Source organism: Billgrantia desiderata, from assembly GCF_900108215.1.
Taxonomy (GTDB): domain Bacteria; phylum Pseudomonadota; class Gammaproteobacteria; order Pseudomonadales; family Halomonadaceae; genus Halomonas; species Halomonas desiderata.
Genome location: NZ_FNVC01000022.1, coordinates 1 through 14,437 on the forward strand (window position 1 = coordinate 1; position 14,437 = coordinate 14,437).

Here is a 14,437-nt window from a genome sequence, read left to right on the forward strand (position 1 = left end):
CCGTCATGCCGTCGGCACCCGGCGCCCCCTTGTTGGCGATCACCCTTCGGTAAGCCCGCGCCATGTTGGCCTTCTCTACCACGGCCTCCATGAGCGGGGCGGGCTCCGCTTTCGTCCACGATGACGACGCCGGGACCGTCTCGACGCTCACCGGCCGGGACGCGGGGTTCCGCCCCTGCCCCTCTGGGTGGGTGGCGGTATCAGCGCCACTTTCTGTCTTCATGATCGATCCTCGAGACGTCATCGCCTACTCGCGGTTCTTCATGTTCGGCCCTTGGTGCCGGGGTGAATCGGCACTTACTATGGCCTCTGCTGACGTCTGATGGCCCATCCCGTCGCCTCTCGACGCCGGTAGCACCGTGGCAGACCACCAGACCTCCCAGGGTAAGACGCGCGACCTTCCCGCTTATGCCTGTCGGATCTACGTCATGGGGTTCTGTGCAAGTATCGGGCTTTGGTGATTCGTGCCACCTCACCCCACCATGACGCCTCGTATCCGCTTCCTGTTCGTCAGGCCAGCGTTTTGCCTCGGGCTTCCTTCAGATTCCCCCTCGCGGGGGACACCCTTGCCGTCGGCTAGCACTTCCCCTTGCCGGGCGTGCAGGGGACTTTCACCCCCGAGTCATCCCGAGGCACCACCCCCAGGAACAGCGCCAGTCAGGCGCTGCGCGCCATGCCTGGCGCACACGAAAAAACCGCCTCGATGGGCGGTTTCTGGTGTCTGCCAGTCGCTGCTTGTCCCGATTCTTCATCCGTTTCGGATGGTGCCGGCACCAGGAGTCGAACCCGGGACCTACTGATTACAAGTCAGTTGCTCTACCAACTGAGCTATGCCGGCCGGATACGCTCTCCCGGCCCGCATTGCACCGCTCTCTCCTCATTGCCGACGTGTGAGTCCATCGGCTGAGGCAGTCGTGAATGCCGTCTGTTGTGAGTCCTCTCGCGTCGCAGTCACCTGCCCGCTACACTCACACACTGCTTTTACATCAAGCCAGGCTCACCCGTCAAGCAACTATGGCGCAAGCCTGGCAGCTACCTTATCACATTCCTCTCACACGATGTCACGCCTCAACTTCAACCAATCGTATGAATGGTGGGTGGCCCGGGTATGTCGCTGTTCTACGTACCGCCTAACACCGTCGCGCGGGAACGAGACATAATCTAGGGTCGATTTAATGTCACGGTGGTTCAGCGCGACCTGGGTTTTCAAGAGGTCCCCCTGCTCGCTGGCCAGCAGCTCTGTCGCGAACGTGTGCCTGAATCGATGCGGTGAGACACGATACCCCGCGAGCCGCGAGAGGCGCTGAAACCACTTCTCAACTTGATCCACGTCCATGGTGGTTTTTCGTGTGCGATGATTCCAGACATTGACATTGAATAACTGGTTATCCCGCTGCACCCCCGCTAGGCTTGCCGACGACATCAACATCGATATCCATGGAAGAAGCTCATCGACGATAGGGTAATAATGCTCCCTGCCGTTCTTCTCATGCTCAGCAGCACCGACAATATATTGCCGCTTGAGATTGACATGCTCAGGGCGAATCCCTAACAGCTGGCTCAACCGCATTCCCGTCCAGTAGAAGGTCTCAATCACCACTCTCCAGAACCACACAGGGTACAGTTGGGAGGGCTCCTGATGCACAACTTCCCAGCGACGGCACTCTTCCATCACTTCTCGGATATGGAATATGCTGTTTTCAGGTAGCGTTTTCTTTGGCTTTATTGGTTCACGCAACTGCACGCCAGAAAACGGAGACACCTCACACTCAATCAGCCTAGGCTCTGACTTGATACCAAAGTTGTATATCGCGTGCAGCTGCCGGCAATAGCTGTTCCAGCTCCGCTCAGTGATACCCCCAGGGTTGTCTGCATGACGTGCGACCGCGCGGCGCCACTCTAGAACATCACTACGCTCAATGCTGCTAGGGATGCGCTCGGTACCCACAAAGCGGAGCAGTTGGGCAATGGCCCCGCTGTAGGTTTGCAGTGTCTTCGGTTTCAGCCAGCGTTCCATTGTCATTGTCTCAAGGAGGTCCTGCCACACGTAGGGGAGTTGGTGCTTCTTCTGCGAGGTCATGAGGCATCTTCCTTGCTAGTTGCCGGCTCTGTTAGCAGTGTCAGATGTCGATTGTCTGGTAAACGGGGCGTAACATGAGAGCTGCTTTTGAGTAGATAACCACTGAGTTTTCTCCCCTTTCGATTCGGCCCTTGAACGCTAACCTGATGGAGGTTTTTCCCTGGCGCAGGACAGTCATGAAACTTCAAACGCTCCCATCTTTTTTGCACACTCTCCCATGCGCTTTCGTCTCCTACCATCTGATGAGCGAACCGCTTGAATATGCGAGGCGAGACGAGAAAATAACGCCCGTCCACAACGTGGATGAGAGCCCTGGTCTCGTTGACGATCAGGGTGCCATCGGCGAGCCCCGTGCGCAGCCATGTCAGAAATGCCTGCCCCAGATCATCTTGGGCCTGCCCCCCCGGCCCCTCCTCTGCCGCGACCGGCTTTTCGTCCGCACTGGCACTAACTTCATTCGGTTCCACAGGAGCTGCAGAAGAGGCGCTCCTCCCAATGGACTGGGGCGGCTCGCCACCCGTGGGCTCGCCTCCCGTGAGCAGGGCGATCATTTCGGCCATGTCATCGTTGCCAGTTGATTGCGCGGATGAAGTGTCCGCCAAGTCCACCGAATTCGCTTCAGGCTTGCCAGACTCATTGGTGGGTGCTGCGGGAGCCGCCGGCGCCTTCTCACTAGAGGGTGCCGAAGCGGACTCCTTCTCCCCTGCGGCCACTGCACCGACCACGGTCAGCGTGCCGTCCAGGGGCGCGGGACGATCATCGCCGGACCAGATCAGCTGCGGGGGGACGCGAATGAATGAGAGATCCGCCGACCACTCTCCGATCGCGACTGTCGCCTTGTGGATTGCCTTGCCGTCGGTGTCTTGAATGAGCCCGTGTGCCTGCATCTCGTCGTAGAGCCGCGTCGTCTGCGACGGCACCCCACTCACGCCGTTGTGCAGCAGATGGGCCTTGACCTGGTTGGGTACCGCCGGCGCTACGAGCCAGAGCGCATCATCGGTGAGATACGCCGGCGACCGTGGTGTGTTGAGCTTCGACTGCAGCTGCTCGCGCACGATGTAGCGCATGGCTTCCGCCAGTTTCCGCTGCAGCGATGTAGTAGGCGCCTGAAACGCTCGAGATGGATCTCCTCCCAGGGCTTTGGCGACGCTCGAGCGGTCGGCCCGGGCAACGATCTCTCCGATGATGCCGGCCTCATGCTCATAGCCTGTGATCGCGTACATCAACTGCGCGAATACGTCCGGATCTTCGCTGAGCCAGTTCAATGCGTCCGCCCCGATGACCCGCTGACACAGCAGCCCATTCGTAACCTGGTGCAGCCGATAATCTCGACCACGTCGGTACTGGACGCGGTATGGACCCGGTATGTCGCCCTGTAGCAACGACCAGCGGCGACCGTCCCGCAGGGTAATCTCAACATCCACGAGGACCTTGGCCGCGTCGTGGAGCAGCGCGCCGTAGGCGATGGCGATGGTCCAGCGCTCGCCCGCCGATGACTGCGCCTCGGGAGACGCACCTGGGGGCAGCAGGTGTTGCCGACGCAATCGCAGCGCGTAGATCACGACCTGCAGCGCATGGTCCAGCATTCCTCCAGCGTAGCTGTGGTGGTGGGATTCCGACGCGGGAAGCTGCTGGACCAGGTTAGCGTAGCGCTGTAGTGGCTGTAGCATCAGAACGCGGTATGCGTCATGGCTCACGCTGACCACGTCCCAGATCTGCCGGAGCAGTTGCCGCCGGTGTGTTGCGCCCAACAGCTCGTGCCCAGTGGCAGGTACTAGCCAGTTGCTGTCGCCATGTTCAGCGCCGGCGGTCTGCTGGTAAGACCTGCGGAACCAGCGTGCCGGGGCAAAAAGAGTTGAGAGCACAAGAAAGATCCTCTGAACGCAGATTGTCCCGACTCTGCCAGTCGGGTGGTGGCCGTCCAGCGGAAACGATATACGCGCCAAGTAACATTTCTTCAGGACAGAAAAAAGCCCCACCACCGAAGCGGTAGGGCATTGGGGTCATGCAGCTTGCTGTGAGTAGTGCTCGACTCGTGCCAGCAGATATTCTGCTGCATTGCGCGCTTTCCCGGTGGCCCGGAAGATGGCGCGTTTGTCACTCTGCAGCGCTTTCAACCAGCTTGCGATGTAGCTGGCGTTGTGGTCTTGCAACCGACCCTCGATGCCCAGTTGGGCACAGAGGAAGGCGGCACCTAGTTCGGCGACCAGTTCTTCGTGCGCGTAGGACTCGCTGCCGAAGCCTTCGAAAGCTACGATTCCATCACGTGCAAGCCGTGATTGATGCCCGGTCGCATGAGTCAGTTCGTGCAGTGCCGTGCTGTAGTAGCGCTCTGCATCGTCAAACTGTGATTGCAGCGGCAGGCGGACCTTGTCCAGAACTGGCGAGTAGTATGCGTCGTCGCCAAGCACATGCTCGATTGGCACACCACTCACCTTGATGACCTGGTCCGCCGCAGCATGAGCAGCCCACTGCGGCGTGGCTTCAATACGTGAACCAACAAGCTGCTCGGGCAGGCCCTCGCACTGCTGGACATTGAAGACCCTGAAGCCTCGGAAGAGGGGCACAACCCGCTCCTTGGGCTTACCCTCCTCGTCCATCACTTCTTTGCCGTCCATGTCGAGCTCGGGCTTGATCAGAGGACGGTACAAGCAGATCTCCGTACTGCGCCGTATCTCCTCCTCAATGACGCGGCCACCAGCAGCATGAACTTGCTTTAACGTCAGCCAACGTTGCCGACTGAAACCACGCTCTTCCGCCGCGACCCAGAGCAGTAGCACATTGATGCCGCTGTAACTCCGGCCCGTAGGGGCGTTGCATGGAATGATTTCACCTGCCAGCCCCTTCCCCGTCCATGGTTTGACCCAAGGCGCAGTCCCAGCCTCCAGGGCTGTAATAATTCGATCAGTAACGCGCTGGTAGATGTCGCTTTGTGCCTTCATTGTGCTTCTCCTCGATAAATCAGGGAAGCACGCCCTCAATAGGGAGTCGTGCTCCCCAAGGGGTTGAATGCATCAACGAGAGAACCACCCCACTAGGGAGAGGCTCTCCCTAGTGGGGTAAAAGAAGGCCCCAAGGGGGCCAAGAGATTTAGTGCTGCGGAAATTTAATGATGGTATGAAAAGGTTAAGCGGTGACGCTCACGGCTGCAAACTTACGATTCCCAGCTGATTACCACACTGAAGAACCGCCGCCCACCGTGGGCGGAGACTTCCCGTGCGAGTGGGTGGTTGAGTTTCAGAATGACGCGACAGCAGGTGTATCGTAGCCCCCGGCTGCCTCGCCTGATTGCGCAGCCTGGTCCGGCACCTGTTGAGGCATGGACTGAGCGGGCACCTGTTGACCCAAACCCTGGGGCGGGACCAGCTCGGAATGCTCACCCTCACGCTTCGGCGCCTGATAAACCATGTGCCCGTCGACCTTGATCCAGGAGACGAACAATAGTCGGGCCTTGAAGCTCACATCCTGCTGCCCTGCTTTCTTTCCCTTGGAGTAGGTGAAGATGTCTCCCCACAAGTCTCCGAGTTTGAAGCCGATCAGAACTTTCTTCTCGGCTTCTACAGCATCTCGGCAACGACGCACGAGAGACTGTGCTTCTGCGCCAGATACTCGACAGTCAAACCTTGTGTAGGATGCATCGTCAGCATCCCCGCTAAGGGCTGCTATGTCGCAAGCCAGGAAGGGCGATCCCTTCTTGGGAGTCACTTCGCGGATCCGGTTGAGATAACCGAGGCCGGAAATATGAAGATCGAAGTACTTCTTGACAGTGTTGGAGTTGCTCATGGTGTTTCTCCTTTCAGGTTTCAGTAGACGAACGAAACCATGAGAAACACCGCTCCCCGATGGGAAGGCAGGTGCTTCCCATGGTGGGGTAGGTTGGCCGGAGGCCGGTGGTTTGAGAATCGTGCCTTCACCGCTTGCGCGGCGCCGCCTGCTTGCGGAAGGCTTGGGCGGCTTCGGGGGAGCCCGTGAGCTCAGGGTGCCTCGTTGGGACCGGCGGGCGACCGGGTTGCCATCGGCAACAGTTGCAATCCTCATGCTAGCCATGGACAGCTCAATGTCAACCCCTGGCAGCCATTTCTGCGCGTGGCGCTAACCGATGTCAATTGCATGAGAAGGCGCTAGATCAGGACATCTCCAATCGTGTCAGGGCTCTGCTCGGACGGCTGGCCCCAGCATCTCGGTCTACAGCATCGACGAGGCCTGGGTCGATCTCACAGAAGCCGGGGGCGACCTAGAACGTTGGGGTCACGATACCCGCGCCAATTGCCATGCCATTTTTCTCGATCAGTTATAGCATCCAGACACCATGCCGGCGGCCAACTTCATCAAAGAAAGCGTTGCCCAGCAACATCGGATGATAGGCCATGCCGCCGGTCAGCTCGTCGCCATGGCGCAGGATCGGTCGACCGACATATGACTCGTCCCACTGCTGAATCACCGCGAGGCTCGTCACCAGGGTTAGGTCAACAATCTCCATCGAGGGAAGCGTCAACCAGCAATGTACTTGGTTTAAGTTAGCAAGAAAGGTGCCCTCCAGGTTGGCTAGGTAATCCTCTTCGCTGCGTTCAAACAGCACTGCTTCAGCCATCTCTACATGGCCGATTGTCAGCACTGCGTCACAACCTAGTACACGGGAAACGTCCGCTCGCGTAGCGCGATGGATAGATACGCATTGCGCGACCAGATCTTTAGGCGAAAGCTCGCTAAATAAGTCGGTCAATAATGCGTGCAGATCAGAAAGCCCTGGACCAGTCAGGAAGCGGGCATCGGTAGTGCTCACGGTAGGAACTGGCAGGCCCAGGCGTCCTGTGCGCGCTTGGGCAGCTCGGAACCGCTCTACGTAGGTCATTGTTTCCTCACTTACATCGGAATTTGTAGTGGTTACCACCGGCACTACCAAAAAAGCCCAGCATATGCCGGGCAACGATTACCGCGTTGTCAGAACGTGTAGGTCACCCCGATGAGAGCAACCGGGTAGAACGGCAGCTTATCGATATCATCCTTGATACGACGTTCCTCGGCGCGGAGATCCTCGCTGAACTGGGCGTCGACGCTTTCATAATTGTTACTGGTGGAAAGCGAAACGTCGATGTTCGTGGCCATCACACCGAGCTCACCGAAGATCCCAAAGCCATTGCGGTGGGACTTACGGTAGCCGAAGCCGGCATAGGGTTGCACGCTGTCGGCCAGGGTAACGGTACCGCGCACCTCGCCGAGCTGCGCGGCAGTGTAGGTGTTACCCTCAAACTCGTAGGTCAGACCATCCCGCGGACGCCCTGTGGCATTGGCTTCCATGTCGGGCAGCATCACGCCGGCGGTGAGGAAGAAGCCGCCGGAGAAGGGGTAATAGTCCAGTGTCAGGGCGCCGGCACGCAGGTCGATATCGCCGGTATATGCGATGTCATCGTCATCGAAATCGCCGGACCAGCTCAAGCCCCCGGTATAACGAGCCGATACTCCCCAGCGATCGCTGAAACGCCATGAAATGTCGGCCCCCGCGCCAGTGGTGCCTCCAATGACTCCGAGCGTGAGTTCGTTAGCGGCCTGAGCCAGAGAGCTAGCCCCAAGGGTTACCACGGCAACCGTGGCAAGAAAGGTCCTACGCATGATGAGATCCCTTATCTGTGGATTTTGGTTGTGGGTAGCGCTACAGCGCCAATCTGCCAATCGCCAGCTGCTCGAGCCGCAGAAAACGTTAACGTCACCGACGATGGATTCGAGTCATGTGAAATATCGGCCGCTAAGGCGGTAAGTTGAGCCATTGCAGAGCCCGCGGGTCACCCGCGAGAGCACTTATCGAGAATGTCACGCTTGAGGTTGGTGCTGGCCGCACCGGCGGCGTACAGACGATGCAGTCGTACAGGGGCACCAGGAGTTGGATCACACGAAGCCATACCTGACCACGTGTCGCGTGACGATACGGTGTGCATTCGAGCTGGCACTGTAGAAACGCCGTATCTACAAAATCACTTGCAATGCGAGTGCATCGTATCTACACTGTAGATACTTACGCCTACGAGGTGATCCATGGAACTCAAGATTCAAAAGTGGGGTAACAGCGCTGCCGTCAGGCTGCCAGTGGACCTGCTCCGAAAATATGACCTGCATGATGGCGACATTCTGGAAGTAGAAGATGCACCCAACAAATTGGTGCTCAAGCCAATTACTGCAAAGCCGAAATACACACTCAAGGAACTACTCGCACAGTGTGATCCTGATGCGCCTGAGCCCGAGGAGCTGAAAGCCTGGCATGACATGAAGCCGGTGGGGCGCGAGGAATGAAGCGAGCAAAGTTCAAGCGAGGGGATATCGTGCGAGTCAATCTCAACCCTACGGAGGGTCGAGAACAGCAGGGGGACTTCCGTCCGGCACTGGTGCTGACCCCGGCAGCATTCAATCAGTTCGGCACTGTGGTGATCGCTCCAATCACACAAGGCGGCAACTTTGCCCGCCACGCAGGCTTTGCGGTACCACTGACAGGGGCCGGCACCCATACCCAGGGAGTCGTGTTGGTCAACCAGATAAGAGCCGTGGACCTTGTAGCCAGAAGGGCGCAAAAGGTCGAATCGGCGCCGGATTATGTAGTTGATGACGCCCTCGCCAGGGTCCAGACACTATTCGACTGAGGAAAAGGAACACGGCAATGATCGATCGCATCTTGAGCACAGTATCGTTGGTGGTAGGCATTGTGGCTGTTGCGTTCGGCCTGCTCCTGGCATTCGAAGCACCAGGTGCTTTGCTCGAGGAGCTGATCTGGTTCTGTTCATTTACGAATGTCGCCACAGGCTTGCTGGTCTTGACCTGCCAGTTGAAAGGCCAGAATTGGCTAATCGTAGCGAATGACCGAATGGATGGCTTCTGGAAAGAGCGGTAACGACATGCCCCATATGATCCAAGCTGCGCGTGCTGCTGCCAGCCAGTGGCGAACTGAACACCCGGAGCACCAAGGCGGAGTAGTGCTCGTCTGGCAAGCGCAAGGCTACGGGTGGAAGGATCGGTTGCGCGACGCTGCCCACGAGCGCCCAGGCGTATATGCTGTCGATGCGGATGATCATGTGTTCGTGGCGGAAGGCGGCGACGATTACAAAGGTGCCAAATGCTGGGTGGCCGTGCCAACCAACAACTGATCGCCGAAAACCTTCAGTGGATCCAGCCGTTGCTACTGGCAATAGCTGCATCATCCTCCGACGGCCGCACAAAAGAAGACCGGCCACATGGGCCGGTCGGAGTGTATAGGTATTCAGATTAGGCCGAGGCGAGCTGCCAGCGATTCGACTGGCTGTGCCAAGCCCTGATGGGATCGCCAGCCATGTCCACGATCCCCAGCGCGTTTCAGCTCAGGAGTGGGGTACTTCGCAAGCTGGCGTTCAGCATAAGCAATTGCCTGACGCAGCTCCGCCTCCGCAGTAACCAACCCCATGCTGGACCAGTTGTCCAACCAATCGGCTCGGACTTCACAACCTCTCCTCTCCCTCTCCAAGTCTTCGGCACGGCGCCGTAGGCAAGGAAGCGTAAATTGCTGAATGCTTTGCCGAGTACCCTCGTCCCGATAGTCGGCTTCGATACGGACGTGACGGATGTCGTCTTTCATCAACATGGTGGATCCCCTTCTTCCGGTTCATATGACCATGGGAGATACACCGTTCCCGCCAGGGAAGGATGTATCTCCCTGGTCGGGTGCGCCTGTGACAGGCGGTAGTTAGTAATCAAGCGGGCAATTGGATGCCAATCCCCCAGCCGCCTGGATACCAGGCGACGTGAGTCGCTTTTGTAAATCCTGCTCCATTTACCAGCGGCTCGATGGAACGGGGCTGGCCCAGTCCAATAAGGCCGGAAGCAGATTGGTTACCATAGAAGCTGACGGTACCGTCAGCGCTTTTCCTGAAGAGGTGAAATACCTCGTCTTCATACACCTGATTCGCCATGGTGCTTCTCCTTCAGGTTTAGATAAACGAAACCATGAGAAACACCGCTCCCCCGATGGGAAGACAAATGCTTCCCATGGTGGGGTAGGTTGGCCGGAGGCCAGTGGCTTGAGAGTCGTGCCTTCACCGATTGCGCGGCGCCGCCTGCTTACGGAAGGCTTGGGCGGCTTCGGGGGGGAGCCCGTGGGCTCAGGGTGCCTCGTTGGGACCGGCGGGCGACCGGGCTGCCATCGGCAGCAGTTGCACTTCCAAGGATAGCCGAGGCACGGGCGCAGCGGAAGAGGCATAGGCCCTGACGATCCGTTGCCAGTGGCAACGCTACCGCCCGTTAGGTTGGGACATATAATCCCCTTCTGAGAGAGCTGGGGAGTTGGAGTGCCGGGATGCCCCCGGCTGCTCACCACTTGGCAGGTGACGCACCCGCTAGACCGAAGCGAGCGGGCATCATCCATGGAGCGTTACCGCTCCATGTCAGAATTCCGAATGCATGCGCTGGCTAATAGAGCCGCCCCTAAAGGTATCTGACGAAGCAGATCTTAGCCTTAAAAAACGTTGAACCAACCACTAGAACGTTTCTGAAGCTGGTATTCCAATATCTCCTGCTAAGCCAAGGTTCTGGTGTGGCGGCATCTCCCCTGCGCGAAACGTTGCCTCAGCCAGTACAGGTTATCTCCAGGCGTACTGCCTCAGCACCAATTCAGCCTCAGCCAGGCGTTGCCAGTGGCAACGCCTGGCTGAGGTCCTGTAGCAAGTCCCTCCCCGTACGGGAACTGGGGCAGCGGCTCCCTCTGGCAATAGGTGGAACTGGACCACAGTACCCCACGAGCGCGGCCTACGGGCGCGCGAGAAAGCTTCCTGTCATCGGGAGCTGGGCCAGGCAATGGGTCCTTTCCCTCGCCCTTTGGCCCTTTCGAGGTTGGTGTCTCCTCTCCGCCGATCTTCTCGCTTTTCCGGATAAGCCCCTTCCCCTTGATCGATCCATTCCATTAAAACCTTTTGCAGGCCTTTAACCTTTTACATTGGATTCTTCTAGGCATAAGGGTGCACGTGAACGCCACACAGCTAAAATCTTCGCCTATCATTACGGGCAAAACATGCTTAATACCCTCTCAAGAACTTAGACGCGAAGGTTTTCATAGCCCACCGGAATGGGAACTTATAAGCTGCTTCCAGCTCGCTGTCGCATGATGCCAATTGATTCTGTAGGCCCCATCTTTCGAGTTCCAAAATACGCACATCTCGCACAAGACCCGATAAGAACTCGCCGAGCTCACAACACTCCAGCTTATCTTGCAGCAGCTGATTCTTATGATCGGACAGCGGTATTAAATCTCTTGCTTTCATGGGGATAGACTGACCGGACACTCTCCGACCATCCTCATAATCAAAAACAAATCCAAAGTTTTCGTAAAATCGGTTACGGCGCTCCTTATTCACACCGTGGGCATCTGATTCTAGTAGCTCTACCGGCATCACACTTGCCTCTGGCCATTGCTTAACCCAACGAACGATCTCGTTCATAAAGAAAGTGCCAATGCCACGTCCTGCAAGCCACCCTGGATCCACGACAAAATATCCACCTGTTAAGACAGTGGAGCTAGTGATGCGCACATGGGGGCTTCCTAGGAAGCTGTCGTCATATGATGCTGAGAATTCGCCACCATCCTTTTCCCATCCCGACATGTCATCTGATATTAACTTGTAATGAAAACTCAGGCTGGCACTCCCCCCCTCTTCCTCATGGTTGGAGAGATGTTCTTCACGCTCGACCAAGAGGGCCACAGCCTGGTCTCGCTTCCTTATCGGATTTAGTCTTAGCACGAAGATCCGCGGTGTCGAAAAAGGAGAGTCTTGTCCGACGCTGTCCATGGAAGGTAATCTCTTGAACATAACGACCTTTTTTTACTATTCAGACCAAAGCCTATCGCGAGCGATCAGAAATTTACTTGCCAAGTTTTTCCCGTTGCTCACAATAAAGCACGTGGAGCTCGAAAGTCTAGCAGGTGCCGGACCACAACGCTGACAATGCCCTTGTACTGCTGCATACACATATCGAACAAAAGGACAGAAAGCAATGACTGCGGGAATTTTTGGACTAATAGGTGTAATATGCGGTTCATTATTGACCGCCCTCAAAGAATGGTGGCTTCAAAGTCTCAGCAATAAGAGAAATTCTGCATATCTTGCTGCTCGTGTTTCCATTCTTCTAGATAAATTTGTGCTCGCTTGTGCTGAAGTAGTTGCAGATGATGGCTTATGCTATGGCCAACCTGATAAGGATGGATATCACAGCCCGCAAGTCGATCCACCAAGCCTTGAGCTTCAACAAATAGAAGTTGAATGGCGTTCACTACCCGTGCGATTAATGTACGAGATACTAGATCTTCCGTACAAGACTGAGGTCGCAGAACGCAGGATTCAAGGTGTGAAAGAGCATGTAGCCTCCCCTCCAGAGTTTGTGGAGTTCTTCGAGGAGCGTCAACTACAATACGCTCAACTCGGCTTGCTAGCAGCGGATCTTTCAACACGCCTTCGCGAACATGCCAAGCTGCCAGCACGTTTGGCTGGAGCCTGGGATCCCATATCCTATATGCAAGATGCTGAAGAGAAAATAACTAAACTGCGAGAGCAGCGAGCATTGGACAAGCAAGCGTGGTTGCGAGAGCAAGAAGTTTTACAAAAACTAATATAAAGCTGACCGTATAGAGCTTTCATACTGTGCAAGGCACCCACTGCCTCAGCCCCAGGCTCTTGCACGCTAAGATGAGGACTTCCAGATGACCTCGGGATTTTTTCCATTACTGAAAAAATCTATTTGTGTCAGTCCCTGCTTCGGCAAGCGACGCGCTACTTCCCGGATATTATTTTCATAGTCAGGTTTCGGGAGTATGCTTCCAAGCTCCCTGCCTGCACGGGTGAAATCAATATGCTTCCAAGTCGAGGAAGATTTTTCTTGAAAATATACAAGCAACCCTACGCCATCTACGTTAGTTGGGGACCACAGTGATGAGCCGTTAATAAGGGGTTTAAACGGTGGGAGATATTGAGTGGTGGTATCAGGCGCCATCAATCCCGCTTCACTCAGTCGCTTCCACCTCGAAAATTCATCCCCTTTGCTCCACTCATGGCTGTAATCGACTGCATTTCCAACACTTTTGGACCACGCCTGGGTGAAGTCGTTAGCGAGGGTTTGATCTAGCTCGCTCAAAATCCGTAGCGTAGCCAATCCGAACGCTCCTGGACGCAAGACCTCGCCGGCCAATATCCGGCCAAATAAATCTTGGAGGCGCTCTGACGAGGCGTCCTCGGCAAACCGGCTAAAGCAGTTCATCCAGTCGTCATCTGGTGCCGCGCATCCTTCTCCATTAGTATCAACATCGGCTTTTGCCACATGCTCGACTGCTCTTTTGGCGACACCCAACCTATTTTTCAGCTTTCGTACTGTAGTGGGTAGGTAAATCTCGGACGCAGCCTGCATCACCTCAGGGTCGTTACTAACTTCGTCAGCCATAGACGCCACAATGGCATTTGTTATCTTAGTTCTCGCGGCCGTCACGTCCTCGATTCCCTGAGCGTATTGCTTGAGCTTCGCAGCCGGAACGGAGACAAGTCCACTCAGCAAATCCTTAAGCGCTATACATAAGGGCTTCCGCACAGGCTCTGGTATCGAACTAACTGCGTCTGTGATCAAGGACAACGGTGTCGATTCAGGCTCACTCATTTGACTTTCCTACTCTTAGGCCTTGTTAGACAAGTTTCATGCGACATCTTCACCAGCCAGTGCAATCAGCGCAAGAGTCTATGCAAACCATATTTCAACTGGCAACACCAAGATTATTTGTAACCTGACCCAACCCAAGCCCTTCGCGCTCCCACGACTAGCACTAGCACTAGCACTAGCACTAGCACTAGCAAAGATACTTTCAGCGCCCTACCCGTTTCCGGTAGGGCGCCCCATCATCAGCAGAAGTAAATATGCATCTTCTCCGGTTGTACTCTGATGCTGTGTGCCTCTGATGGGCACTCACCGTTGCGTGTAAGCGTCTGCCAGAATTTTTCGTTGAATGATCCATACAGGTAGAAGTATCTGCACAGCTTGATAACTTCGTAACGCTCCCAGCTACCTGTTGAATAGGCTGTACCCTTGATGCCTAATTTATCTTCAAGGCCATAGAATGTGAGTTCATCGCCACTGTCAAAATGCTGGACCAGGTAATCAAACATTTCTTCTGCTCGCTCTTTGCTGATCTTGAAGCAGTCGGCATGTGGTTTATGCCATTCGGGACCGTCGTTGAGAATCGGATAGATCTCTTCATCCCAAGCCAGCAGATACTCAGGTGTGAATGGTGAGCCTTCAATTCCGTCCTGCGCGGTTAGCAAGATGGTCAGTCGCATCTGCTGATACAGAGCCTGAGCCGTAGCGTCCATA

The 14,437-nt window shown here is 56.1% G+C and carries 15 protein-coding genes and 1 tRNA gene; 5 read left to right on the plus strand and 11 right to left on the minus strand.

Annotated elements, in window-relative coordinates; translation table 11 throughout:
* Window positions 1–762: 762 nt before the first annotated feature.
* The 7 genes from C4S71_RS17060 to C4S71_RS17090 all read right to left on the minus strand — a co-directional run bounded on the left by C4S71_RS17060 (window position 763) and on the right by C4S71_RS17090 (window position 7,690).
* Window positions 763–838 (minus strand) — tRNA-Thr (locus C4S71_RS17060).
* 213 nt (window positions 839–1,051) lie between these two features.
* Window positions 1,052–2,080 (minus strand): site-specific integrase, encoded by a 1,029-nt coding sequence (locus C4S71_RS17065; RefSeq protein WP_103969976.1) that lies wholly within the window; start codon window positions 2,078–2,080, stop codon window positions 1,052–1,054.
* Window positions 2,077–4,062: a MobH family relaxase gene (gene mobH, locus C4S71_RS17070; protein WP_103969977.1), complete on the minus strand. Its 1,986-nt coding sequence runs from the start codon at window positions 4,060–4,062 to the stop codon at window positions 2,077–2,079. The genes C4S71_RS17065 and mobH overlap by 4 nt, the downstream gene beginning before the upstream one ends.
* Before the next feature lie 21 nt (window positions 4,063–4,083).
* Window positions 4,084–5,022 carry an ArdC family protein gene (locus tag C4S71_RS17075; RefSeq protein WP_103969978.1) on the minus strand — a complete coding sequence of 313 codons (939 nt, stop codon included), beginning with the start codon at window positions 5,020–5,022 and terminating at the stop codon, window positions 4,084–4,086.
* A gap of 295 nt (window positions 5,023–5,317) precedes the next feature.
* A complete protein-coding gene (locus C4S71_RS17080; RefSeq protein ID WP_103969979.1) occupies window positions 5,318–5,863 on the minus strand; it encodes an STY4534 family ICE replication protein in 546 nt (181 codons plus the stop codon).
* Between the two features lie 508 nt (window positions 5,864–6,371).
* Window positions 6,372–6,932, minus strand: coding sequence for a hypothetical protein (locus C4S71_RS22345; protein ID WP_146064617.1), 561 nt, complete (start codon window positions 6,930–6,932; stop codon window positions 6,372–6,374).
* 89 nt (window positions 6,933–7,021) lie between these two features.
* On the minus strand, window positions 7,022–7,690 hold the full coding sequence (locus C4S71_RS17090; protein WP_103969981.1) for a hypothetical protein: 669 nt from the start codon (window positions 7,688–7,690) through the stop codon (window positions 7,022–7,024).
* A 420-nt stretch (window positions 7,691–8,110) separates the two neighbouring features.
* Here C4S71_RS17090 and C4S71_RS17095 point away from each other — a divergent pair, with 420 nt between their 5' ends.
* Genes C4S71_RS17095 through C4S71_RS17110 form a run of 4 tightly spaced genes read left to right on the plus strand, consistent with a single transcriptional unit; the run spans window position 8,111 to window position 9,210 of the window.
* A complete protein-coding gene (locus tag C4S71_RS17095) occupies window positions 8,111–8,365 on the plus strand; it encodes an AbrB/MazE/SpoVT family DNA-binding domain-containing protein (protein WP_103969982.1) in 255 nt (84 codons plus the stop codon).
* Entirely contained in the window at window positions 8,362–8,709 is a 348-nt protein-coding gene (locus tag C4S71_RS17100) for a type II toxin-antitoxin system ChpB family toxin (protein WP_103969983.1), read from the plus strand. Before C4S71_RS17095 ends, C4S71_RS17100 begins: the two co-directional genes overlap by 4 nt.
* A gap of 17 nt (window positions 8,710–8,726) precedes the next feature.
* Complete coding sequence (locus tag C4S71_RS17105; RefSeq protein ID WP_103969984.1) at window positions 8,727–8,957, plus strand: hypothetical protein; 231 nt, start codon at window positions 8,727–8,729, stop codon at window positions 8,955–8,957.
* 4 nt (window positions 8,958–8,961) lie between these two features.
* On the plus strand, window positions 8,962–9,210 hold the full coding sequence (locus C4S71_RS17110) for a hypothetical protein (protein WP_103969985.1): 249 nt from the start codon (window positions 8,962–8,964) through the stop codon (window positions 9,208–9,210).
* Window positions 9,211–9,789: 579 nt separating this feature from the next.
* Here C4S71_RS17110 and C4S71_RS17120 read toward each other — a convergent pair.
* Window positions 9,790–10,008 (minus strand): hypothetical protein, encoded by a 219-nt coding sequence (locus C4S71_RS17120; RefSeq protein ID WP_103969987.1) that lies wholly within the window; start codon window positions 10,006–10,008, stop codon window positions 9,790–9,792.
* Window positions 10,009–11,106: 1,098 nt separating this feature from the next.
* On the minus strand, window positions 11,107–11,877 hold the full coding sequence (locus C4S71_RS22350) for a GNAT family N-acetyltransferase (RefSeq protein ID WP_160113405.1): 771 nt from the start codon (window positions 11,875–11,877) through the stop codon (window positions 11,107–11,109).
* 205 nt (window positions 11,878–12,082) lie between these two features.
* Here C4S71_RS22350 and C4S71_RS17125 point away from each other — a divergent pair, with 205 nt between their 5' ends.
* Complete coding sequence (locus tag C4S71_RS17125; RefSeq protein ID WP_103969988.1) at window positions 12,083–12,700, plus strand: hypothetical protein; 618 nt, start codon at window positions 12,083–12,085, stop codon at window positions 12,698–12,700.
* A gap of 66 nt (window positions 12,701–12,766) precedes the next feature.
* Here the strand turns inward: C4S71_RS17125 and C4S71_RS17130 are convergent, their stop codons facing one another.
* Together C4S71_RS17130 and C4S71_RS17135 are read right to left on the minus strand one after the other, a co-directional pair.
* On the minus strand, window positions 12,767–13,729 hold the full coding sequence (locus C4S71_RS17130; RefSeq protein ID WP_103969989.1) for a DUF2806 domain-containing protein: 963 nt from the start codon (window positions 13,727–13,729) through the stop codon (window positions 12,767–12,769).
* Window positions 13,730–13,968: 239 nt separating this feature from the next.
* Window positions 13,969–14,436 carry a hypothetical protein gene (locus tag C4S71_RS17135; protein WP_103969990.1) on the minus strand — a complete coding sequence of 156 codons (468 nt, stop codon included), beginning with the start codon at window positions 14,434–14,436 and terminating at the stop codon, window positions 13,969–13,971.
* Between the last annotated feature and the right edge of the window lies 1 nt (window position 14,437).